This window comes from Enterobacter sp. ECC-019, assembly GCF_043974075.1.
GTDB classification, from domain to species: domain Bacteria; phylum Pseudomonadota; class Gammaproteobacteria; order Enterobacterales; family Enterobacteriaceae; genus Enterobacter; species Enterobacter asburiae_D.
Genome location: NZ_CP143759.1, coordinates 2849072 through 2871004 on the forward strand (window position 1 = coordinate 2849072; position 21933 = coordinate 2871004).

The 21933-nt window shown below is 54.0% G+C and carries 20 protein-coding genes; 10 read left to right on the forward strand and 10 right to left on the reverse strand.

Features of this window, described 5'->3' with window-relative positions:
• Nucleotides 1–280: 280 nt before the first annotated feature.
• Both V1566_RS13610 and oqxB read left to right on the forward strand, forming a co-directional pair.
• Complete coding sequence (locus V1566_RS13610; protein WP_395303626.1) at nt 281–1456, forward strand: efflux RND transporter periplasmic adaptor subunit; 1176 nt, start codon at nt 281–283, stop codon at nt 1454–1456.
• Between the two features lie 24 nt (nt 1457–1480).
• Nucleotides 1481–4636: a multidrug efflux RND transporter permease subunit OqxB gene (gene oqxB / locus V1566_RS13615; RefSeq protein WP_023311530.1), complete on the forward strand. Its 3156-nt coding sequence runs from the start codon at nt 1481–1483 to the stop codon at nt 4634–4636.
• Nucleotides 4637–4703: 67 nt separating this feature from the next.
• Here oqxB and V1566_RS13620 read toward each other — a convergent pair whose 3' ends face one another.
• From V1566_RS13620 to V1566_RS13630, 3 genes are all read right to left on the reverse strand, one after another.
• Entirely contained in the window at nt 4704–5183 is a 480-nt protein-coding gene (locus tag V1566_RS13620; protein ID WP_024909112.1) for an Rrf2 family transcriptional regulator, read from the reverse strand.
• Between the two features lie 137 nt (nt 5184–5320).
• Entirely contained in the window at nt 5321–6709 is a 1389-nt protein-coding gene (locus V1566_RS13625) for a sensor histidine kinase (RefSeq protein WP_395303627.1), read from the reverse strand.
• On the reverse strand, nt 6709–7386 hold the full coding sequence (locus V1566_RS13630) for a response regulator (RefSeq protein ID WP_395303628.1): 678 nt from the start codon (nt 7384–7386) through the stop codon (nt 6709–6711). The genes V1566_RS13625 and V1566_RS13630 overlap by 1 nt, the downstream gene beginning before the upstream one ends.
• Before the next feature lie 202 nt (nt 7387–7588).
• Here V1566_RS13630 and V1566_RS13635 point away from each other — a divergent pair, with 202 nt between their 5' ends.
• Nucleotides 7589–8413 carry a MipA/OmpV family protein gene (locus tag V1566_RS13635; protein ID WP_395303629.1) on the forward strand — a complete coding sequence of 275 codons (825 nt, stop codon included), beginning with the start codon at nt 7589–7591 and terminating at the stop codon, nt 8411–8413.
• Between the two features lie 102 nt (nt 8414–8515).
• Nucleotides 8516–9070 carry a nucleotidyltransferase family protein gene (locus V1566_RS13640; RefSeq protein ID WP_395305990.1) on the forward strand — a complete coding sequence of 185 codons (555 nt, stop codon included), beginning with the start codon at nt 8516–8518 and terminating at the stop codon, nt 9068–9070.
• 324 nt (nt 9071–9394) lie between these two features.
• Here V1566_RS13640 and V1566_RS13645 read toward each other — a convergent pair whose 3' ends face one another.
• Entirely contained in the window at nt 9395–9700 is a 306-nt protein-coding gene (locus V1566_RS13645) for a chorismate mutase (protein WP_134350116.1), read from the reverse strand.
• Between the two features lie 590 nt (nt 9701–10290).
• On the opposite strand from V1566_RS13645, the gene V1566_RS13650 reads away from it, so the two are divergent.
• Together V1566_RS13650 and V1566_RS13655 are read left to right on the forward strand one after the other, a co-directional pair.
• Nucleotides 10291–10683, forward strand: coding sequence for a GNAT family N-acetyltransferase (locus tag V1566_RS13650; protein ID WP_395303630.1), 393 nt, complete (start codon nt 10291–10293; stop codon nt 10681–10683).
• A 374-nt stretch (nt 10684–11057) separates the two neighbouring features.
• Complete coding sequence (locus tag V1566_RS13655) at nt 11058–12767, forward strand: SulP family inorganic anion transporter (protein ID WP_395303631.1); 1710 nt, start codon at nt 11058–11060, stop codon at nt 12765–12767.
• A gap of 49 nt (nt 12768–12816) precedes the next feature.
• On the opposite strand, the gene dmsD is transcribed toward V1566_RS13655, so the two are convergent.
• The 4 genes from dmsD to V1566_RS13675 all read right to left on the reverse strand — a co-directional run bounded on the left by dmsD (nt 12817) and on the right by V1566_RS13675 (nt 17248).
• Nucleotides 12817–13431 carry a Tat proofreading chaperone DmsD gene (gene dmsD, locus V1566_RS13660; RefSeq protein ID WP_395303632.1) on the reverse strand — a complete coding sequence of 205 codons (615 nt, stop codon included), beginning with the start codon at nt 13429–13431 and terminating at the stop codon, nt 12817–12819.
• 93 nt (nt 13432–13524) lie between these two features.
• Nucleotides 13525–15963 carry a selenate/tellurate reductase subunit YnfE gene (ynfE, locus tag V1566_RS13665; RefSeq protein WP_395303633.1) on the reverse strand — a complete coding sequence of 813 codons (2439 nt, stop codon included), beginning with the start codon at nt 15961–15963 and terminating at the stop codon, nt 13525–13527.
• Nucleotides 15964–16094: 131 nt separating this feature from the next.
• Nucleotides 16095–16361, reverse strand: coding sequence for a DUF1161 domain-containing protein (locus tag V1566_RS13670; protein WP_395305991.1), 267 nt, complete (start codon nt 16359–16361; stop codon nt 16095–16097).
• A gap of 131 nt (nt 16362–16492) precedes the next feature.
• Nucleotides 16493–17248 carry a glycosyltransferase family 25 protein gene (locus V1566_RS13675; RefSeq protein WP_395303634.1) on the reverse strand — a complete coding sequence of 252 codons (756 nt, stop codon included), beginning with the start codon at nt 17246–17248 and terminating at the stop codon, nt 16493–16495.
• Nucleotides 17249–17467: 219 nt separating this feature from the next.
• On the opposite strand from V1566_RS13675, the gene V1566_RS13680 reads away from it, so the two are divergent.
• Nucleotides 17468–18178 (forward strand): YnfC family lipoprotein, encoded by a 711-nt coding sequence (locus tag V1566_RS13680; protein WP_395303635.1) that lies wholly within the window; start codon nt 17468–17470, stop codon nt 18176–18178.
• Nucleotides 18179–18195: 17 nt separating this feature from the next.
• Here the strand turns inward: V1566_RS13680 and speG are convergent, their stop codons facing one another.
• Together speG and V1566_RS13690 are read right to left on the reverse strand one after the other, a co-directional pair.
• On the reverse strand, nt 18196–18756 hold the full coding sequence (gene speG, locus V1566_RS13685) for a spermidine N1-acetyltransferase (protein WP_023311549.1): 561 nt from the start codon (nt 18754–18756) through the stop codon (nt 18196–18198).
• Nucleotides 18756–19094, reverse strand: a complete 339-nt coding sequence (locus tag V1566_RS13690) for a DUF1283 family protein (protein WP_023311550.1) — start codon at nt 19092–19094, stop codon at nt 18756–18758. The genes speG and V1566_RS13690 overlap by 1 nt, the downstream gene beginning before the upstream one ends.
• A 152-nt stretch (nt 19095–19246) precedes the next feature.
• Here V1566_RS13690 and V1566_RS13695 point away from each other — a divergent pair, with 152 nt between their 5' ends.
• From V1566_RS13695 to V1566_RS13705, 3 genes are all read left to right on the forward strand, one after another.
• The gene (locus V1566_RS13695; RefSeq protein WP_021241222.1) at nt 19247–19573 is read left to right on the forward strand and encodes a YnfA family protein; all 327 of its coding nucleotides are present in this window, start codon (nt 19247–19249) and stop codon (nt 19571–19573) included.
• A gap of 110 nt (nt 19574–19683) precedes the next feature.
• Complete coding sequence (gene manD, locus V1566_RS13700) at nt 19684–20898, forward strand: D-mannonate dehydratase ManD (RefSeq protein WP_032657497.1); 1215 nt, start codon at nt 19684–19686, stop codon at nt 20896–20898.
• Nucleotides 20899–20912: 14 nt separating this feature from the next.
• Nucleotides 20913–21932 carry a Zn-dependent oxidoreductase gene (locus tag V1566_RS13705; RefSeq protein WP_240608376.1) on the forward strand — a complete coding sequence of 340 codons (1020 nt, stop codon included), beginning with the start codon at nt 20913–20915 and terminating at the stop codon, nt 21930–21932.
• Nucleotide 21933 lies beyond the last annotated feature (1 nt).

Below are 21933 nucleotides of genomic sequence, written 5' to 3' on the forward strand. Positions count from 1 at the left end.
TGGCGCGTTTTTGTATTAATTGCAAGTTTTATTGTTGCATTTAAATCCCTGAGCGAAACAGGTCTTTTCACATTCGCTCAAATAGCACATAAAGTGCAACAATTATTCTTGCACTTAGTTAAGCGCCTTCCTACAATCGCCGCGATAGTGTATTCGCAACTGTTACAGTTTTGTGGCGATGAACGACACAAATGGCCTTAAGACAGCCACCGGACAAAGGAAGTGGCGCGGTGCCTCCTGCTGCGTCTTGCCCGGCGGCGACAATTACCGGAAAAAAATAATGAGCCAGCAAAAAACCTGGGGTAACTTTCATCTGAACGCGCTGGGGGTAATGTTGCTCTCCGTGCTGCTCGTCGGATGCGATAACAGCGTCGCGCAAAATGCCGCGCCGCCTGCGCCCGCCGTCAGCGCTGCTGACGTGGTGGTGAAATCCATTAGCCAGTGGGATAGCTTTAATGGCCGGATTGAAGCGGTAGAGAGCGTTCAGCTACGTCCGCGCGTTTCCGGCTACATTGATAAAGTGAATTATACCGACGGCCAGGAAGTGAAGAAGGGCGAGGTGCTGTTCACAATCGATGACCGAACCTATCGCGCGGCGCTGGAGCAGGCACAGGCGAACCTGGCGAGAGCCAAAACGCAGGCCAGCCTGGCGCAAAGTGAGGCTAACCGTACCGATAAGCTGGTCAATACCAACGTTGTCTCCCGTGAAGAGTGGGAGCAGCGTCGTTCGGCCGCCACTCAGGCGCAGGCCGATATTCGCGCCGCGCAGGCGGCAGTGGACGCCGCGCAGCTCAACCTGGACTTCACCAAAGTCACCGCGCCTATCGACGGTCGCGCCAGCCGGGCGCTGATCACCAGCGGGAACCTGGTGACTGCGGGCGACACCGCCAGCGTCCTCACCACGCTGGTCTCGCAGAAAACGGTTTACGTTTACTTTGACGTGGACGAGTCAACCTACCTTCACTACCAAAATCTGGCCCGCAGCGGGCAAGGGGCGTCCAGCAATCATACGGCGCTGCCGGTTGAGATTGGCCTGACGGGCGAGGAGGGCTACCCCCATCAGGGCAAAGTGGATTTCCTGGATAACCAGTTGTCGCCAGGTACCGGCACCATCCGTATGCGTGCGCTGCTGGATAACGCGCAGCGTCAGTTTACGCCGGGACTTTTTGCCCGCGTGCGCCTGCCGGGCAGCGCGGAGTTCAAAGCCACGCTTATCGACGACAAAGCGGTGCTGACCGATCAGGATCGTAAATACGTTTATATCGTGGATAAAGAGGGGAAAGCGCAGCGTCGTGACATCACGCCGGGCCGTCTGGCAGACGGTTTACGCATCGTGCGGCAGGGGCTGAACCCTGGCGATAAAGTCATCGTCGAGGGTTTACAAAAAGTGTTTATGCCGGGTATGCCGGTTAACGCCAAAACCGTTGCCATGACCGCCACCAGCGCCCTCAACTGATCCCTTGACCTGAGAATCCAACCCATGGACTTTTCCCGTTTTTTCATCGACAGGCCGATTTTTGCCGCGGTGCTGTCGATTCTGATTTTTATCACAGGGTTAATCGCCATCCCGCTGCTGCCGGTGAGCGAATACCCTGACGTCGTGCCGCCAAGCGTGCAGGTGCGCGCGGAGTACCCGGGCGCCAACCCGAAGGTGATTGCTGAGACCGTGGCGACGCCGCTGGAAGAGGCGATCAACGGCGTTGAGAACATGATGTACATGAAGTCCGTCGCGGGTTCCGATGGCGTGCTGGTGACCACCGTTACCTTCCGTCCGGGGACCGATCCGGATCAGGCGCAGGTTCAGGTGCAAAACCGCGTCGCGCAAGCCGAAGCGCGTCTGCCGGAAGACGTGCGCCGCCTGGGCATTACCACCCAGAAACAGTCCCCGACGCTGACGCTGGTGGTGCATCTGTTTTCGCCTAACGGCAAGTACGACTCCCTGTATATGCGTAACTACGCCACGCTGAAGGTGAAGGACGAGCTGGCGCGCCTGCCCGGCGTCGGCCAGATCCAGATTTTCGGCTCGGGTGAATACGCAATGCGCGTCTGGCTGGATCCCAACAAGGTGGCGGCCCGCGGGCTGACCGCTTCGGATGTGGTCACGGCGATGCAGGAGCAGAACGTACAGGTGTCCGCCGGACAGCTTGGCGCTGAGCCGCTGCCGAAAGAGAGCGATTTCCTGATCTCCATTAACGCCCAGGGGCGACTGCATACCGAAGAAGAGTTCGGCAATATTGTCCTGAAAACGACGCAGGACGGTACGGTCGTTCGCCTGCGCGACGTGGCGCGTATCGAAATGGGGTCCGGCAGCTATGCGCTGCGTTCCCAGTTGAACAATAAAGACGCTGTCGGGATTGGTATCTTCCAGTCTCCGGGGGCGAACGCCATCGATTTGTCTAACGCGGTGCGCGCGAAAATGGACGAACTGTCCACGCGCTTCCCGGCGGACATGAAGTGGGCGGCACCTTACGATCCGACCGTTTTCGTGCGCGACTCCATCCGCGCAGTTGTCCAAACGCTGCTGGAAGCGGTGGTGCTGGTGGTGCTGGTGGTGATCCTGTTCCTGCAAACCTGGCGCGCGTCGATCATTCCGCTGATCGCAGTGCCGGTGTCGGTGGTGGGTACCTTCAGCATTCTCTACCTGCTGGGCTTCTCGTTGAATACCCTGAGCTTGTTCGGGCTGGTGCTGGCCATCGGTATCGTGGTGGACGACGCCATCGTGGTGGTGGAAAACGTCGAGCGAAATATCGAAGAGGGGCTTGCTCCGCTTGCGGCAGCGCATCAGGCGATGCGCGAAGTGTCCGGGCCGATTATCGCGATTGCGCTGGTGCTGTGCGCGGTGTTTGTGCCGATGGCGTTTCTCTCAGGCGTTACCGGGCAGTTCTACAAGCAGTTTGCGGTGACGATCGCGATTTCCACGGTCATCTCCGCCATTAACTCGCTGACGCTCTCTCCGGCGCTGGCGGCACTGCTGTTAAAACCGCACGGCGCGCCGAAAGACTTCCCGACCCGGCTTATCGATCGTCTGTTCGGCTGGATTTTCCGTCCGTTTAACCGCTTTTTCCATCGCAGCTCGAACGGCTATCAGGGGCTGGTGGGCAAAACGCTGGGACGACGCGGCTCGGTATTTGTGGTGTATCTGCTGCTGCTCTGTGCCGCTGGCGTGATGTTTAAAGCGGTACCCGGCGGGTTTATTCCGACGCAGGACAAGCTGTATCTGATTGGCGGCGTGAAAATGCCGGAAGGTTCGTCGCTGGCGCGCACCGATGCGGTGATCCGCAAAATGAGCGAAATTGGGATGAATACTGAAGGCGTGGACTACGCGGTCGCGTTCCCGGGGCTGAATGCGCTGCAGTTCACCAACACGCCGAATACCGGGACGGTGTTCTTCGGCCTGAAGCCGTTCGACCAGCGTAAACATACTGCGGCGGAAATTAACGCGGAGATCAACGCGAAAATCGCGCAAATTCAGGAAGGCTTTGGCTTCTCCATTCTGCCGCCGCCGATTTTAGGGCTGGGTCAGGGGTCGGGCTATTCCCTGTACATCCAGGATCGCGGCGGTCTGGGCTATGGCGCGCTGCAAAATGCGGTAAACACCATGTCCGGTGCGATTATGCAGACGCCGGGAATGCACTTCCCGATCTCAACCTACCAGGCTAACGTTCCGCAGCTGGACGTGCAGGTCGACCGTGATAAGGCGAAAGCGCAGGGCGTATTGCTGACCGATCTTTTCGGTACGCTGCAAACCTATCTGGGCTCGTCGTACGTGAACGACTTCAACCAGTTCGGGCGTACATGGCGCGTGATGGCGCAGGCCGACGGACAGTTCCGCGACAGCGTGGAAGACATTGCGAATCTGCGCACCCGTAATAGCCAGGGCGAAATGGTGCCGATTGGCAGCATGGTGAAAATCACGACCACCTACGGGCCGGATCCGGTGATTCGCTACAACGGCTACCCGGCGGCGGATCTGATTGGCGATGCCGACCCGCGCGTGCTTTCGTCTGCGCAGGCGATGACGCAGCTGGACGCGATGTCTAAGCAGATCCTGCCGAACGGGATGAACATTGAATGGACGGATCTGAGCTTCCAGCAGGCCACCCAGGGCAATACGGCGCTGATCGTCTTCCCGGTCGCGGTGTTGCTGGCGTTCCTGGTACTGGCGGCGCTGTATGAAAGCTGGACGCTGCCGCTGGCGGTGATCCTTATTGTGCCGATGACCATGCTCTCCGCGCTGTTTGGCGTCTGGCTGACCGGTGGCGATAACAACGTGTTCGTACAGGTAGGGCTGGTGGTTCTGATGGGGCTGGCCTGTAAAAACGCGATTCTTATCGTGGAGTTTGCCCGCGAGCTGGAAATTCAGGGCAAAGGCATCATGGAAGCCGCGCTGGAGGCGTGCCGTCTGCGTTTACGCCCGATTGTGATGACCTCCATCGCCTTTATTGCCGGGACCATTCCGCTGATCCTCGGCCACGGCGCGGGCGCAGAAGTGCGTGGCGTTACCGGGATCACGGTCTTCTCCGGGATGCTGGGCGTGACGCTGTTTGGTCTGTTCCTGACGCCGGTGTTTTACGTGACGCTGCGTAAGTTTGTGACGCGCGGGAAAAAAGAGGAAAGGGACGTTCTGCCTGCGTAGGAACGCTGCAGATAATAAAAAACCGCCTTCATTATGAAGGCGGTTTTTTTTCGCATCAGGTAAAACGTTACGACGTTTTTTGATACTGGGCAATAAGGTCGGGGAGCGGATCCCATCCGCTGCTGTCGGCGTTCTTAACCGCTTCCAGGGCGCTTGCCACGGTATGGCGAGCCAGTACCGCTAACGACGCTTGCTCCGCTTCTTCGGAGATAGACTTGAAGTACCAGCAGGCGTTAGCGCTGACCACGCAGCGGGCCGGTACGTCAGGGCGCGACGCCCACAGCTTTTTATCTTCGATGACCGAAAGGTAGATGTCGCGCAGGGAGATCTCTTCCGGTGGACGACCAAGATGAATTGAGCCGTTACGGCCAAGCGTTGAGACGATAATGCCGTCACGCGTAAGCGGAACCATCAATTTGCGGATGAAGCTCGGGTTCGCTTCCAGACCGTAGGCCAGAATCGCACTCGTCGAACGTTCACCCAATTGCTCCGCCATCGCTACGCTGAGAACCATCTGCAAAGCTGTCGGGAAGCGGTAATCTAACATTTTTGTATCCTGGGTTGCGGTGAATCTTGTTCTTTTTGGCACCGCAGAGGTGAATAAGCAATAAACAACAATATAACAAATACGGTAATTATTTTGAAGCAATCTGCGGCATTTGCGATCAAACCCCCTGTTCTGATTTAGCTAAACGTGCGGTTCGGGAAGTCAACCGTCACCATCAGGCCACCTTCTGCGGAACTGCTCAGGTTTACGCTGCTGTTGTGTTGCTGCGCCACCGCTTTGACGATGGCAAGCCCCAGCCCGCTCCCGCTTTGTACCTGATTGGGATCGCGGAAAAACCGGTCGAACACGCGTTCCCGCAGTTCAACAGGAATACCGGGCCCCGCATCGGACACGCGAAGCCGTGCGAAGCCATCTGCTGTGTGGACATCGACCTGAATCCGCCCGCCCTCGGGACTGTACTTCACGGCGTTCTCAATGAGATTATCAATGAGTGACACCAGGCGTTCCCTGACGCCTGAGATCCAGATTTCATCCTCGGCGAAGAATTCCAGCTCAATCCTGCGCGCAGACGCCAGCGGTTCCAGCTCGGCCATTCGCTCCTGAATGAGCGTCGTCAGGGGCACGGGCTCCAGGTCCGTATCAATGCGCGCTTCACTGTGCATCATCAGCAGCAGCTGATTAACGAGGCGCGCAGCCCGGCTGTTGCTGCGAATCACCCCCGCAAGCAGCTCCTGCTGACTCTCGCTGATGACCCAGGACTGCAGCGCTTCCACGTTGATGCGCATCGCCGCGAGGGGGGTACGCAGCTCGTGCGCGGCATCCGCAATGAAAACCCGTTCCCTTTCCGCGCTTTCACGCACCCGGGCAAGGAAGTCGTTGATCGCGTCCACCATCTGGCGAAGCTCCCTGTGCCTGGGAACGGCTTTTAAGGGAGAGAGATCGTCAGGCGTGCGCAGCGTAATTTCATTGACCACCTTGTTCCAGGGGCGCATCGCAATGCGGATTGACAGCCACGCGGGAAACAGCAGAAAAGGGAAGCAGACCAGCAGCGGCATGATGTAGTAGCCGCGTGAGTTCAGGTAGATAAAGAAGTTCCAGCCCCCGGCTGGGGTGAAAAGGGTGACCTCCACGTCGGAATGCGCGGATTTAAGGGTTCGGCTGGTCCAGGTAAGACCGTCGCTTTGAACACGCTGCATTTCCCCAAACCGGGTGTTGGTTACCCCCGTTGGTGCACCAGGCGATGAAAAAATAATCGCATTATTTTTGCGCACGATGAAGTTGATTGACAGCGCGGGATCTTCGCCGCCGCCATAGCCCTCACGCAGCGCCTTGCTGAAGGCTTCCAGCACGGCGGTGCGATCCTGCGGATGTTCGTCCATCCGCTCGACCAGGGTAAAAAGGGTGTCGTAGGTATGACTGCCCGTAAGGATGGGAGGACTGCGCAGGTCCTCCCACAAAATGAAGGTTAAAAACAGACACCAAAGCAGGGTAAGCAGCAACAGCTGGGCGATGATAATTCGCCGTACCAGCGTTGGGCGTCTCAGGTGGTACCAGACGTTTTGCATTAACCGGTCACCTTCTGAATTGAGACGGTGTCAACGACATACCCGACGCCCCGCACCGTTCGCACATAGCCGTCGCCGATCTTTCGCCGCAAATTACCCATATGCACGTCGAGCGCATTACTGAGGTTCTCTTTGTTGCCGAAGATCCGTTCTTCCAGAAAACGTCGCGTAATCACGCGGTCTGCGCGCAGCATCAGCGTTTCAAGCAGCGCATATTCACTCGCCGTCAGGTCTATGTGGCGCGCGCTCACCGTCACACGACGCGTCGGGACATGAAGAGATAAGCCTCGAATCTCTATCGCCTCATTCTCGAAACCGTAGCTGCGCCGCGCCAGAGCTCTTACTCGCGCCAGCAGCTCGGCGAGAATAAAAGGTTTGACGAGATAGTCGTCTGCACCCGCATCCAGCCCCCAAAGCCGATCCTGCAGCGTGCCTCGCGCCGTCAGGATGATGACCGGGATCCCCTTGAGCTGCTGACGCAAACGCGTCATCAGGCTCATGCCATCGCCATCGGGCAGCCCCAGGTCGAGCAAAATAAGTTCCGGCACGCAGACGTCCAGCTGATGCAGCGCATCCTCTTTACGGCGAACCCATATGACGTCAAAACCTTGATCTGACAGGGCAATACGTACGCCATTGCCGAGATCAAGGTCGTCTTCGATTAGTAGAATTTTCACACTGGTAACTGTATCAACCGTGAATGAAGAACATCTTAAGAAAAAAACGGTATCAGGAAACCTGTCCGGTTTACAGCACCTGCTCGCGCTTCAGTGTTTCTTCATATTCGGCTCATCAGAACCTTAGGGTCAGTATTCAAAATGGGCGTTCTGGCGGTTAACCGCATGCATCGTCATCATTTGAATCCAAAGGGCTTCTGTAATGAGAAACATCGAACTGCGTCATACGTTCCCCCATTTACTCTCGGGCCGCAGCCTGAAAAACATCGTGCCGGGCGTCGTTCTGGCGTTACTGGCCACGCCCGTACTGGCGGCAGAAAATGTCATAACCCTGGGGGGCGGCGTGGACGTCGCGCCACGCTACTCGGGTTCAGATAAAACCCGCGTCAGCGCGGCTCAGGTGGTGGATTACGCCATGGCAAACGGCTTTTTTATCGGCACCACGCGAGGGATCGGTTACGGCAACAACATCGGCAACCTGGATTACAGCGCCGCGCTGAGCTATCGAGTTGGCCGGAAAGATAAAGACGTGAGCAGCGATTCGATCAGCTCCGGCAGCGACGAGCTGCGCGGGATGGGCGAGATAAAAGGCTCGGCAATCGTTGTGCCTGGGCTGGAGTACAAGGTGACCGACTGGCTTCATCTGCAGCTCCAGGCAGAGGTACCGGTTTCTGAAAGAGACAACGGTGAAGCCGTGCATTTCGGCATTTCCAGCCCGTTCTATACCTCACCAAAAAATGAGGTAACGCTGGCGCTGACCGGCAGTTGGGGATCCGACAAGTATATGCAGACCTACTACGGGGTCAGTGCCGCTCAGTCGAGCGCATCGGGATTTGCCCGACATGACGCCGGGGCCGGGATTTATGCCTGGTCGATGAATCTGGACTGGACCCACAAGCTCACCTCGCGCTGGAGCGTGCTTGCCTCAGCGGGCGTGACGCAGCTGACGGGGGATGCGGGTGATAGTCCCATTGTGCTGCGTAAAACATCGCCCACGGGGAGTTTGAAGGTGACGTACAGCTTCTGATTGTTGGTTGCGGCGGTCTGGGTTTTGAGCGCGCACTAACGACATATATAAGCCGCTCCGGTTAAGATAGCGGGGCGGTGTTGTTTGATGACGGGAATAATGATGGACTATCTAAATTCATTGCAGAGAATATTGTCAGTTGATCCTTTACGAATGCAGGTGCTTTACGCGGTTCGTGATCTGCAACTTCGTGATTGCTGGATAGGCGCGGGTTTTGTCAGGGATGCCGTATGGGATCATATGCATGCATATTGGAAAAAGTCATTTTCTGGCGATGTGGATGTGGTCTGGTTCGATCCCGAATGGTGTACGCCAGACGATGAACGTCATCTGGAACAAAAACTTAAACAACAGTTGCCCGCTTTTGACTGGTCTGTAAAGAATCAAGCCAGAATGCATCTGCGCAATGGTGATAATCCCTATCACTCAACAGAAAATGCGCTGTTGTACTGGCCCGAAACTGCGACGGCTGTGGGTGTCAGACTGGGCGCTAACGATCGTATTGAGGTCATTGCACCCTATGGTCTTAATGACCTGTTTGAACTGAGTTTAAGACCGACGCCTGCCTTTGTGCGGGAAAAGTATGATGTCTTCAAGCGGCGCGTTGAAGAGAAGCGTTGGTTAGAACGTTATCCTCAGCTGCAGCTTATTAATTGAGCATAATTAATATATTAAAATCTAATCTGTCTGTTGGGCGCTCATTTCACCCGTTTACATCAATGATGTCTCAGAGTTTGGGTTTGCAAGCATCTGGAAGAGAGTGTGGGGAAAAAAACGTCTCCACAGGGGAGGGAGACGTCAAGAATAAAATGCTAAACAACAATGCCATCACAGCAATAGATAATGTGTCGAAAACGGTTAAAACCAACGAAACCGTTTGCGTGCGCTATTTTGTCATAACAAAGTACTCTTAACAGCTACCAGAATGGGTATTAACAACAGCTTGTATTTTCGTTACCCGGTCGCTGCAGACAGACCGGTTCAGTCAGTCTTCGCCGCAGCATGTTGAAGCTGGTCATGTTGCTCAAGCTCATACTCGATAAATGCGCTTATCATGGTCCGGTAGATTTTCTCGATAATCACTTCTGAAAGCCCAGCCTCAGCTGCCTGCCTGCGAACCTTACAGATGACCTGTTGAACGCGATCAGGAGCCCGAACGGCTGAGTGATCTGTCTTGAATGCCGCTGCAGCTTTAACGCATTCAGCACGCCGGGCAATGATGTTGACCAGTTCGCAGTCTAACTGGTCGATCCGACTTCTGACATCATCAATAGTGGTGAACGTCATTCTGTGAACCCTCATACTAGTACATGAGTTTGTCAGGATACATCAAATTCTGCACGAAACCAGTTTTTATACCCAAGGGATAAGATACCTTCTTAACCTGCAAGCTGATGTTGAAACTGAAATCGCTTCGAAAGGGTAGCGCGCATCGACCCGTTTAACTCGCAGAGCGGGGCGAAGATCCGCTATGAGCGAGGAGCGGAAGGTGGAAATTTTATGCCAACAAAAAATGGCTACTTTTGTGGCTTACTGAATTTGGCCACCTGACCAGCGATTTTCATGAGGGTGTTGAGTTACTCAAGGAAGCAAAAGCCAAAGCCGGATATCGTTCAATTTTCTGTAATCACAGGACTGATTTTCGTAACGAAATACCCAATACCTATCATTGAATGGTAATACCGCTCGGATGGGTATTTTTATGACAATATGTACAGGGAGAATTTATCGTGTTAAGTTTTTAAATTGCAAACATAAAAGAAAGTTTTAACAAAGTCGTAGTGGAAATGATGAAGAATGAGCCTCCCTATATAACACGTGATATATTCTTGACAACCAGTCTGCGGATCCATCCCGCTAGTCCTGACGATGCGAACATGCTCGCTGAGATTCGCGTTGAATCAATGAGGCCTAGCCTCGAAGCGATTAACAGGTTTGATGTGGTCAGAGCGCGTGAAAGATTTCTTAAGTCATTCACATTTAACGATACGTTCATACTCGAGATCCAGAATGAAATCGCCGGATTCTACGTACTAAAAAGCTATACCGATCACTTCTATTTGGATCATTTTTACATCAAAACCAGCTATCAGGGCAGGGGAATAGGTAAATATGTGCTTAAAAGCCTTCAGGCTCATGCTGCGGAAACCAGTAAGCCGATAAAGCTGATTGCTTTAGTTGAGAGTCCAGCAAACGCATTTTATCGCTCTTTGGGCTTTCTTCTTAAACGAGTTGAAGACGTAGACAATCATTATTTATGGGAACCTTGATAAGAATATTAACGGGGCCGCTGTCTACTTACCTCTCAGGGGGCCTGATTATAGACTGGAATGACTGACCTGCATCCCCGTTAATCAATACAGACTATTGTTAACAACGTCCGCTCCTGGCGCTAAGCGGACAATCTTGGGCCTAACTTTATCTCGACACTTGTCATATCGAACCACAAACCTGTCAGATCGTCGGCTGCCTGGCTGATGAAGCCGTAGTTTTTGAACTATGTTTAACATCAGTCAGAATAATAAAATGGCTGAACTCTTATTAGGAACTAAGAGGCGGCCTCAATCCGGAGCATTTGAAAGCCAGAACCTCACTGAGAAGTGTGCCAACATGACGTGGGTAATATTTATATCCGGAGAATAATGTGTTCGGAAAAGTTTTATTAAACTACATGCCAGGGTTACAAAATTTGTTAGCCTACGATAAAAACTGGCTAAAACAGGATGTTAAAGCTGGGTTATCCGTTGCGGCTGTCGCGCTACCCGTCGCTATTGCGTATGCTGAGCTGGCAGGTGTTGGGGCAATAGTGGGGCTGTATTCCTGCGTTTTACCGATGATAGCGTATGCACTGTTTGGTTCTTCACGTCAACTTATTGTTGGCCCTGATGCCACGACCTGCGCGGTGATTGCGGCCGTCGTGTTTCCTCTTTCAGCAGGTAATCCCGAACTGCACTGGCAACTGACGATTATCATGACATTGATGATGGGCGGATGGTGTCTGCTTGCCAGTAAGTTTCGCCTGGGGGCACTTGCCGATCTGCTTTCTCATCCCATTCTTACGGGTTTACTTAATGGCGTAGCCGTGACGATTATTGTCGGGCAATTAGGCAAGGTTTTTGGAATTAAGCTAGATGAAGCGCAGGTTATTGAGAAAATAATGTCCTTGCCAGGCCGTCTTTCGGACAGCCATTTATTAACCATAGGTATATCACTTTTAACGTTAATTATATTAATGGTTATCAAAACGTACCGCAGTCAGTGGCCAGCACCTTTAATTGCCATTGTGATAACAACGTTACTGGTATGGGGAACATCTGCGCAACAGTATGGTATCGCCACTATTGGGGGGGATGGCTTCCAGCCTGGTTTACCCGTCGTTAACTGGGGGGCATTCCAGCCCGGTCCGATGCGTGATTTAGTGATCCCAGCGCTGAACCTGGCTTTGGTCAGTTTTGTCAGCCTGATGCTGACTGCTCGCAGTTTCGCCGCGAAAAATGGCTATGAAATTAATGCTGATGCTGAGTTCAGAGCGCTGGGTATTGCGAACATTATGTCTGGGTTATCTCAGGGGTTTGCTATCAGTGGAGCCGATTCCCGGACCGCGGTTAATGATTCAGTGGGTGGGAAAAGTCAGCTGGTTTCTATAGTCGCTGCTTTACTCATCGGTATCGTAGTCGTGTTTTTCACTCAGCCATTACAATTTATTCCGGTATCTGCATTAGGTATTGTTCTAATGTATGCCTCGTGGTCATTAATTGATTTACGTGGGCTATGGAACCTGAGGCGCAGAAATAAACAGGCGTTTCGCCTGGCCTTCTTCACGTTTGGCTGTGTTTTGATTATCGGCGTTATCCAGGGGATCGGCCTTGCGGTGTTGCTTGGGCTATTACAGTTCCTTCGTACAGTATTTCGTCCCTCTGAGCACTTGTTGGGCACTGACGAAGATGGAATGATTCACTCATTAGGTAATACAACCGATATAAAAATGGTCCCGGGCGTGCTGATGTATCGTTTTAACTCACCGTTGACCTATTTTAATGTGGCTTATTTTAAACGTCGGGTATTGAACTTAGTTGATAGCGCAGCATTACAACCTAAATGGGTGATTATTGATGCCGTTGCTTGCTTCACCTATTCAGATATCAGTGTTCTGGCAACCATTAATGAGTTAAAGCGTGATCTGAAAGGTCGACAGATTACGTTAATCCTTGCGGGCAGGAAAACGGAATTAACACGCTGGTTTAAAGAGAGTCGGCCAACGATGAATGACGATGACATGATTCTGGCGCCAGACCTCTATCTGGCACTTCGGTTCATTCAAAGCAAAGAGAGTGCAAGTGAATCAGGTGGATAGGCATAAGAAGTTAAAGGCTTGCCCGCCACCCGTGAGCAAGCCACCCCCCTTAGCGATACAGCGTCTTTTCCGCAACCGGAATAAGCAGCCCCGTTCGCCAGTCCGCGAGCGTTAGCTGCGCGAGCCTGCCCAGCGCGGTATAAAACGGATGCCCGGCGTTCCCGACAAACACTGACAGGAAGCGGGTGCTCCACGGCAGCAGGTGCCACGCCAGAAGCTGAGCGCACTGCGCTTCGCGGCCATTCTCGGCCAGCCACGCCGCCAGCAGCAACAGCGTACCAAAGTGATCTTCCGGCTCGTTCTGCTGCATCTCAAAAGCGATATTGTTCTCCCGCATCCACTGGCGCAGCGCGAGGGTCGAGTCGCCAAACAGCACGGATTCGCGGTCAAGCCAGACGGACCCCCACGGCGGAGCGGGCAGGGCGTACGGGCCAATAAACAGCTTTTGCCAGGCGTCTGTCAGCGGCTCATCGGAAGAGGAGGCAAACGTATCGGCAACGGGATGCAGCATTTCCGAAGGCAGGGGCCAGTCCTGAACCCATTCGCCCGCGGTGAGCACTTTCACCAGCGGCGCGGCCTGCTCGCTGTCGGGAGCGAAATAAAACAGCGCGCCCAGCACCCGGGCGCTGAACGCGAACGATTCACGATGTGAGACGTCTTTCATTAAACCTTCCTTGCTCGCGCGGAGGACGTCCGCGCGACTGTGTTAACCGATAATACTGACCATAGAATAAACCAGGGTCTCGCGTTTCACTCTCTATACCTTCTCAATCTGCACCAGATTGGTGTGCTGAGGGTTACCTTTTGCCAGCGGAGAAGGTCGATGGGTCGTCAGCGTGTTGATGCATGAGCCGTGGTCGATACGATCGCCACTCATATTGGCATCGTGCCAGGCACCCTGGCCCATGGCGCTCACGCCGGGCATGATGCGCGGCGTCACTTTCGCTTCAATTCTCACCTCGCCGCGACGATTAAAGACGCGCACCGTATCGCCGTTCTTAATGCCGCGTTTTTCGGCGTCAACAGGATTAAGCCAGACCTCCTGACGGCAGGCCGCTTTCAGCACGTCGACGTTACCGTAGCTCGAGTGGGTACGAGCTTTGAAGTGGAAGCCAAACAGCTGCAGCGGGAACTGCGCGCGCTCGGGCGCGTCCCAGCCGTCAAAGGTCGATGCGTAGACGGGCAGAGGGCTAATGGTCTCATCTTTTTCCAGCTCCCAGGTAGCCGCAATCTCCGCCAGCTTGCTGGAGTAAATTTCAATCTTACCCGATGGCGTTTTCAGCGGATTGGCTTCCGGGTTCTCGCGGAATTTTTTATAGGCCACAAAGTGTCCGTTCGGATCTTTGCGCTTATAAATGCCCATTTTTTTCAGCTCGTCATAGGACGGCAGCTTAGGGTCTTTTGCGAGCATTTTGGCATACAGGAACTGCAGCCACTGTTCCTGCGTACGTCCTTCGGTGAATTTCTGATGGATATCCGACCCGAGGCGTTTCGCCACTTCACTCATAATCCAGTAGACAGGCTTACGTTCGAACTTCGGCGCGGTCACGGGCTGGAGGAAAATCAGGTAGCCCATATTGCCCGCATAATCGTTCGGAATGATATCTTCCTGCTCGACGGTCATCAGGTCCGGCAGCACGATATCGGCGTACTTCGCTGACGAGGTCATGAAGTTGTCGATGACGACAATCATTTCGCACTTGCTCTCATCTTGCAGGATATCGTGGGTTTTATTGATATCGGAGTGCTGGTTGATGAGGGTGTTGCCCGCATAGTTCCAGATGAACTTAATCGGCACGTCCAGCTTATCTTTCCCACGCACGCCGTCGCGCAGGGCGGTCATCTCCGGCCCGCGTGCGATGGCGTCCGTCCAGCTGAAGCAGGAGATTTGCGTTTTGACCGGATTATCCGGCAGGGGCATACGTTCAATGGTGATGGTGTAGGTCGACTCACGGGCACCGCTGTTGCCGCCGTTGATCCCCACGTTTCCAGTCAGAATAGGCAGCATGGCGATGGCGCGGGACGTCAGCTCGCCGTTTGCCTGGCGCTGCGGTCCCCAGCCCTGGCAGATGTAGGCCGGTTTTGCGGAGCCGATTTCGCGGGCAAGCTTGACGATACGATCCGCCGGAATGCCGGTAATGCGTGAGGCCCACTCCGGCGTTTTTGCCGTGTGGTCCTCACCCAGGCCGAGAATGTACGCTTTGTAGTGGCCGTTAGCGGGCGCGCCTTCCGGCAGCGTTTTTTCGTCGTAGCCAACGCAGTATTTATCGAGAAACGGCTGGTCGACCAGGTTTTCGTCGATTAATACCCAGGCAATACCCGCCACCAGTGCGGCATCGGTACCCGGACGGATCGGGATCCATTCATCTTCGCGTCCGGCCGCCGTATCGGTATAGCGCGGGTCGATAACGATCATTCGCGCGTTGGACCGCTCGCGAGCCTGCTCCAGATAATACGTAATCCCGCCGCCGCTCATGCGCGTTTCCGCCGGATTATTGCCGAACATTACCACCAGCCTGGTGTTTTCAATATCCGAGGTGCTGTTCCCGTCGTTGCTGCCGTAGGTGTAAGGCATGGCGCAGGCGATTTGCGCCGTGCTGTAGGTACCATAGTGGCTCAGGAAACCGCCGTAGCAGTTCATCAGGCGCGCCACCAGTGAAGCATAAGGCGAGGAGCGGGTGATATTGCCGCCGACAATCCCGGAGGAGTAGTTAATATACACCGCTTCGTTACCGTATTTGTCGACCACCTCTTTCAGGCTGGCGGTGATGGTGCTAAGCGCTTCATCCCATGTGATGCGTTCAAACTTGCCCTCACCGCGTTTGCCCACGCGTTTCATCGGGTAGTTCAGACGGTCAGGATGATTGATCCGACGGCGAATTGAACGTCCGCGCAGGCAGGCGCGCACCTGATGATTGCCATAAATATCCTCACCGGTGTTATCCGTTTCGACCCAGTACACTTCATCGTCACGGACGTGCAGACGCAGCGCACAGCGGCTGCCGCAATTGACCGAGCAGGCGCCCCATACCACTTTATCTTCAGCAGGCTGGACGGCGTCCTTCACCGCCGCGGCGGCGCTTTTTAAACCAAAAGGAAGCGAGATCCCGCCAGCGGCAAGCGCCAGAGAACCTATTGCGGTAGATTTCACGAGAGTTCGACGGCTAATTCCGCCGTGATGTTCAATATCGGACATGGCTCACCCCATCATTATAATTGCGTATTATTTCTCCCGAAATGATAACCGGGCTAATGATGGGGTGAGTGTTACTTATTTGGGAGTATTAAATCTTAATCCTCATCAAATCAAAGGGGATTGAGAGTAAATTACTGAGCCTCAGCAGCGCCGTTGCCTGTACGCGTGTACAAAATTTTAAAGGTGTCGTTGGCGCAGTGACCCACCACCTGCGTGCCCGGCTGGTCGGCCTGGTCGTTTGGCACAATGCTCAGCGTAAAACCTGACTCAGGCACGCCGTTGTTGATAATTTTCTGCTGAATGTCGCTTTTCACGCGCTCGCAGGAGTCCGGTGCCGCCAGGGCGGCCGCTGAGGCACTCATTAACAGCAGGGCGGTAATCCAGGGTAACCGTTTCATCATGTCGCTCCTTTTCTCTGTGTGTAGATTAAGCATAGCAGGACAAAGGTAAGCTTTTGTTTTTGTAATCATCTTTCTGAATAGTCCTGGAGGCGCTTTGATGACCAGCCAGTATTAACACAAAAGCAAGCTTACCCTTTGCCTTGATTGATTATTTGATTGAATAGCGGAGTAATGGCTCGGCGATAACGGTGGCGAAGTTTTGCCGCTAATGGCCTTTCCTGCATCAATGAATTCCAGATTTGTTTCTTTTTCGCATCTAACCGGGCATCACCTTTTGATTCATTAATTGTCGAGGCATTAGCCTCTTCAGAAAGACGCACTGGATAAGGCACTAATGAGTGTATTTTAGCCAGGGACAGGTCTTCAAATAAGCTCCATTTATCAGAAACCATCCATACAGGATAAAGATTTTGAAGGAGCCTACTGGCAGCTTTTTGATTAATAACGTATGCGTGAGCTGTCGTGGCCTGGTGCGTCTTATGCATGTTATAAGCGCCGTATATATTTTTAATCGGCTTCTTATAATATTTATTGACGCGACTAAGGAGTAGAATCTCAGGTTTAGTGTCGCTAAGCGTCACGTTGTTTAATATTTCGCGAAGATCGCAACTTAGCACGACGTCATCTTCGAGAATCAGTGCTGCCTCTATATTCTCGGCTATTATTTTTTTATATATTGCTTGATGGCTTAACGCGCAACCCACTTCACCTGGGAGGAAAGCATAATTTACCTCGCGCGTGACATTTTTACGTTCAGCATCAGTCATTTCCCGACCATCTACTGCTTCAATAAATTCATGTGCAATGTTCAACTTTATCAGTTGAGCCTCCATTTTTGCACGACGTTCGAGCGAATGTTTAAGATTGATTATAAAAGTTCTCATCCTTTGAGCGTCCCGTTAAGGCTGATGGCTGGAGCAACTTCAGGTATTTTACCAGTATTTGGATCAGTTCTACATCAGTAAGTGCATATCCGGGGGAGTATAAAAATCAGTTGTAGCCAGAGTGAACGTAAAGGCATGAAATTACAAAATGCTACCCATCGGCAACACTCTATTTGCTACTATGAGAGCAACAATCCTTTCATTCTATTGGTAAATGATGTGAAGAAATTTGCAGCGATAACGCTTCTGGCAGCCACTCTCGCAGGGTGTGACAACAACTCCGCGCCGCTGTCGTTTACGCCCGAGATGGCGAGTTTTTCGAACGAATTTGATTTTGATCCTCTGCGCGGCCCGGTCAAAGACTTTACCCAGACGCTGTTCAATGAGAAGGGCGAAGTGTCCAAACGGGTCACCGGCACCGTGTCGGCGGAAGGGTGTTTCGATACGCTGGAGCTGCATGACCTTGAGGCCAACACCGGCGTGGCGCTGGTGCTGGATGCCAATTTCTACCTTGATGCGGAAACCCAGCAGCGCAAAGTGAAGCTGCAGGGGAAATGTCAACTGGCCGAGCTGCCGTCAGCCGGGGTGACGTGGGATACCGACGACAACGGTTTTGTGGTGGCGGCGCACGGTAAAGAGATGGAAGTGAAGTATCGCTACGATGCGGATGGCTACCCGCTGGGCAAAACCACCGTCTCCGGCGATCAGCATCTGTCCGTCCAGTCGACGCCGTCTAAAGATGTTCGCAAAAGAATGGATTACTCGGCAGTGAGCATGCTGAATGACAAGCCGATGGGCAACGTCAAGCAGAGCTGCGACTACGATCGACACAATAATCCGGTGAGCTGCGATCTGACGATCACCGACGACAGCGTCAAACCTGCTGTTGAGCGCAAGTACACCATCAAAAACACGATTGAATACTACTGAGAATAAAACCGCGCAGGTTACTGCGCGGTAGGTTTCAGCAGGCTGGCGCCTGACGGTTTGTGTCCGGCCAGGTGCTGATGCTGGAAGATGCACATGCGAATGGTATTGCGGTATTCACCATTGATAAAGAACTCGTGAATCAGCTCGCCTTCCACCATAAAGCCCAGCTTGCGATAGATATGGATCGCTTTCTCGTTCTCTTTGTCCACAATCAGATAGAGCTTGTAGAGATTCAGAACGTTGAATCCGTAATCCATTGCCAGCTTCGCTGCCCGTGAGGCAAGGCCTTTTCCCTGATGCTCAGGGGAAATAATGATCTGAAACTCCGCCCGACGGTGAACATGGTTGATTTCAACCAGCTCCACAAGACCGGCTTTTTCGCCTTCACACTCCACCACAAAACGACGTTCACTCTGATCGTGAATGTGCTTATCGTAGAGATCGGACAGCTCAACAAAGGCCTCGTACGGCTCTTCGAACCAGTAGCGCATTACGCTGGCGTTATTGTCGAGCTGGTGGACGAAGCGCAGGTCTTCACGCTCCAGCGGGCGAAGCTTAACGTCGCAGGGCGCCGACATTACGGGGCTACCGTGCGGCCAGTGCGGCGATCCAGGCAGCGCAGGGTGTTTGGCTCCCAGTAGGCGTTGACGTTTGCACTTTGCTGACACTTATCGCGCGCGTCAAAAGCGACATCTTCTTTATCCCACTCTTTCTCAGCACGTTTGTTGACCTTGTGGCGAAGGCTGCGGGTGTCATTCCATTGTTCTTTGTCCATAGCGGCGTTCTGGCGGCTTTGCGCGCTGTCACCAGACTCAATAATGAGCTTGCTGGTTTCCGCTGTCGCAGAGGCGGCAAAGGCGAACGATGACAGCGCCAGCAGGGCTGTCAGACAAAGGCGTTTGCTTAATGTGGTCATAGCGTTTCCTTTTAAACGGGTGCAGATAATCAAGTTACCCCGAACAGATTCTACACCAAAGCGAAAAGACGGCATACCCGCGGTGCAAGTATGGAAAAGTAAAGGATATCATCAGGTATGATGTCTAAATAAATCCTCACCTGACGTGAAATATGCTCAAAACGACGCTGCTTTTTTTTGCCACCGCGCTATGCGAAATCATCGGCTGCTTCCTGCCCTGGCTCTGGCTGAAGAAGGGGGGATCCGTATTGCTTCTCATCCCGGCAAGCGTCGCGCTGGCTCTGTTTGTCTGGCTGTTAACGCTGCATCCGGCCGCGAGCGGCCGCGTCTACGCCGCTTACGGTGGTGTCTATGTCTGTACCGCGCTGCTGTGGCTACGCGTGGTGGACGGCGTCAAGCTCAGCGCGTACGACTGGGCCGGCGCGCTGATTGCCCTGTGCGGAATGCTGATTATTGTGGCGGGATGGGGGCGGGCCTGAGGCCCCGGTTTTGTGATCGTTAGCGGATTTTATGATCATTATACTTGTATGGTAGTCTGGTTAGTGGGTAAGTTTCCAGCATCACAACGAATGATGTAAGGAAAGGAAATATGAAGATTGTCGCGGCTGACGTGTTTGTTACCTGCCCGGGGCGGAACTTTGTCACCCTTAAAATCACCACCGATGAGGGGATTGTCGGCCTCGGTGACGCTACGCTGAACGGGCGTGAACTCTCCGTGGCTTCCTACCTGAAAGACCATCTCTGCCCGCAGCTGATTGGCCGCGATGCGCACCGTATCGAAGACATCTGGCAGTTTTTCTATAAGGGCGCCTACTGGCGTCGCGGCCCGGTCACTATGTCGGCCATCTCCGCCGTGGACATGGCGCTGTGGGACATCAAAGCCAAAGCGGCCAACATGCCGCTCTACCAGCTGCTGGGCGGCGCATCCCGCGAAGGGGTGATGGTCTATTGCCACACGACCGGCCACACGATTGACGACGTGCTGGAAGACTACGCCCGCCATAAAGAGATGGGCTTTAAGGCGATCCGCGTGCAGTGCGGGGTGCCGGGTATGAAAACCACCTACGGCATGGCCAAAGGGAAGGGGCTTGCCTACGAGCCTGCGACCAAAGGCGACTGGCCGGAAGAGCAGCTCTGGTCCACCGAAAAATACCTCGATTTCACACCGAAGCTGTTCGACGCGGTGCGCAGTAAATTCGGCTTCAATGAACATCTTCTGCATGACATGCACCACCGCCTGACGCCAATCGAAGCGGCGCGCTTCGGCAAGAGCATTGAAGAATTCCGCATGTTCTGGATGGAAGACCCAACGCCTGCGGAAAACCAGGCCTGCTTCCGCCTCATTCGCCAGCACACCGTCACGCCTATTGCGGTGGGGGAAGTGTTTAACAGCATCTGGGACTGCAAGCAGCTCATCGAAGAGCAGCTCATCGACTATATTCGCACCACCATTACCCACGCGGGCGGGATCACCGGGATGCGTCGCATCGCGGACTTTGCCTCGCTCTACCAGGTGCGCACCGGCTCGCACGGCCCGTCGGATCTCTCGCCGGTATGCCACGCCGCCGCGCTGCATTTCGACCTGTGGGTGCCAAACTTTGGCGTCCAGGAATATATGGGCTATTCCGAACAGATGCTGGAAGTCTTCCCGCACAGCTGGCGCTTTGATAACGGCTATATGCATCCGGGCGACAGGCCGGGGCTGGGCATCGAGTTTGATGAAAAGCTGGCGGCGAAATACCCCTACGATCCGGCCTATCTGCCGGTGGCCCGTCTTGAGGACGGCACGCTGTGGAACTGGTAAACGAGGAGCGAACGATGAAAAGCGTAGTGATTCAACAGCCGAACGAACTGGTGATTGAAGAGCGGCCACTCCCGGCGCCAGGTGCAGGTGAAGTTCGCGTCAAAATCACGCTGGCGGGGATCTGCGGTTCGGATAGCCACATCTATCGCGGCCATAACCCGTTTGCGAAATATCCACGCGTCATCGGCCATGAGTTCTTTGGCGTGATTGACGCCGTAGGCGAGGGGGTCGACAGTGCCCGTCTGGGCCAGCGCGTCTCGGTCGATCCGGTGATCAGCTGCGGACATTGCTATCCGTGTTCCGTCGGAAAACCGAACGTCTGCACCTCGCTGGTGGTGCTGGGCGTACACCGCGACGGGGGCTTCAGCGAATACGCGGCGGTACCCGCTAAAAATGCCTGGCCTATCCCGGATGACATTCCTGATAAACACGCCGTTATGGTGGAACCTTTTACCATCGCCGCCAACGTAACGGGGCAGGCCACTCCCACCGAGCAGGACGTCGCGCTGATTTACGGCGCAGGGCCGATGGGGCTGGTCACCGTGCAGGCGCTGAAGGGCGTCTATAAGGTGAAGCAGGTTATCGTGGTTGATCGCATCGACGAACGCCTGAAAATGGCCCAGCGCAGCGGCGCGGACTGGGTGTTGAATAACGGCGAGCAGTCGCTACAGGCCGCGCTGGACGAAAGGGGGATCAAACCGACGTTAATCATTGATGCCGCCTGTCATCCGTCGATATTGCAGGAGGCGATTACCCTGGCCTCTCCGGCGGCGCGTATCGTGCTGATGGGCTTCTCCAGCGAGCCGAGCCATATTGTCCAGCAGGGCATCACCGGCAAAGAGCTGGCGATCTTCTCCTCGCGCCTCAATGCCAACAAATTCCCGGTCGTCATCGACTGGCTGAAAAAAGGGCTGATCGACCCGGAAAAACTGATCACTCATGCCTTTGACTATCACCATGTAACAGACGCCATTGAACTGTTTGAGAAAGACCAGCGGCAGTGCTGCAAAGTCTTGCTCACGTTCGGGCAATAAT

Coding starts and splice junctions, on each gene's coding strand:
- V1566_RS13610 (WP_395303626.1), top strand. CDS start 281: ATGAGCCAGCAAAAAACCTGGGGTAACTTTCATCTGAACGCGCTGGGG.
- oqxB (WP_023311530.1), top strand. CDS start 1,481: ATGGACTTTTCCCGTTTTTTCATCGACAGGCCGATTTTTGCCGCGGTG.
- V1566_RS13620 (WP_024909112.1), bottom strand. CDS start 5,183: ATGTTAGATTACCGCTTCCCGACAGCTTTGCAGATGGTTCTCAGCGTA.
- V1566_RS13625 (WP_395303627.1), bottom strand. CDS start 6,709: ATGCAAAACGTCTGGTACCACCTGAGACGCCCAACGCTGGTACGGCGA.
- V1566_RS13635 (WP_395303629.1), top strand. CDS start 7,589: ATGAGAAACATCGAACTGCGTCATACGTTCCCCCATTTACTCTCGGGC.
- V1566_RS13640 (WP_395305990.1), top strand. CDS start 8,516: ATGGACTATCTAAATTCATTGCAGAGAATATTGTCAGTTGATCCTTTA.
- V1566_RS13645 (WP_134350116.1), bottom strand. CDS start 9,700: ATGACGTTCACCACTATTGATGATGTCAGAAGTCGGATCGACCAGTTA.
- V1566_RS13650 (WP_395303630.1), top strand. CDS start 10,291: ATGCTCGCTGAGATTCGCGTTGAATCAATGAGGCCTAGCCTCGAAGCG.
- dmsD (WP_395303632.1), bottom strand. CDS start 13,431: ATGAAAGACGTCTCACATCGTGAATCGTTCGCGTTCAGCGCCCGGGTG.
- ynfE (WP_395303633.1), bottom strand. CDS start 15,963: ATGTCCGATATTGAACATCACGGCGGAATTAGCCGTCGAACTCTCGTG.
- V1566_RS13670 (WP_395305991.1), bottom strand. CDS start 16,361: ATGAAACGGTTACCCTGGATTACCGCCCTGCTGTTAATGAGTGCCTCA.
- V1566_RS13675 (WP_395303634.1), bottom strand. CDS start 17,248: ATGAGAACTTTTATAATCAATCTTAAACATTCGCTCGAACGTCGTGCA.
- speG (WP_023311549.1), bottom strand. CDS start 18,756: ATGTCGGCGCCCTGCGACGTTAAGCTTCGCCCGCTGGAGCGTGAAGAC.
- V1566_RS13690 (WP_023311550.1), bottom strand. CDS start 19,094: ATGACCACATTAAGCAAACGCCTTTGTCTGACAGCCCTGCTGGCGCTG.
- V1566_RS13695 (WP_021241222.1), top strand. CDS start 19,247: ATGCTCAAAACGACGCTGCTTTTTTTTGCCACCGCGCTATGCGAAATC.
- manD (WP_032657497.1), top strand. CDS start 19,684: ATGAAGATTGTCGCGGCTGACGTGTTTGTTACCTGCCCGGGGCGGAAC.
- V1566_RS13705 (WP_240608376.1), top strand. CDS start 20,913: ATGAAAAGCGTAGTGATTCAACAGCCGAACGAACTGGTGATTGAAGAG.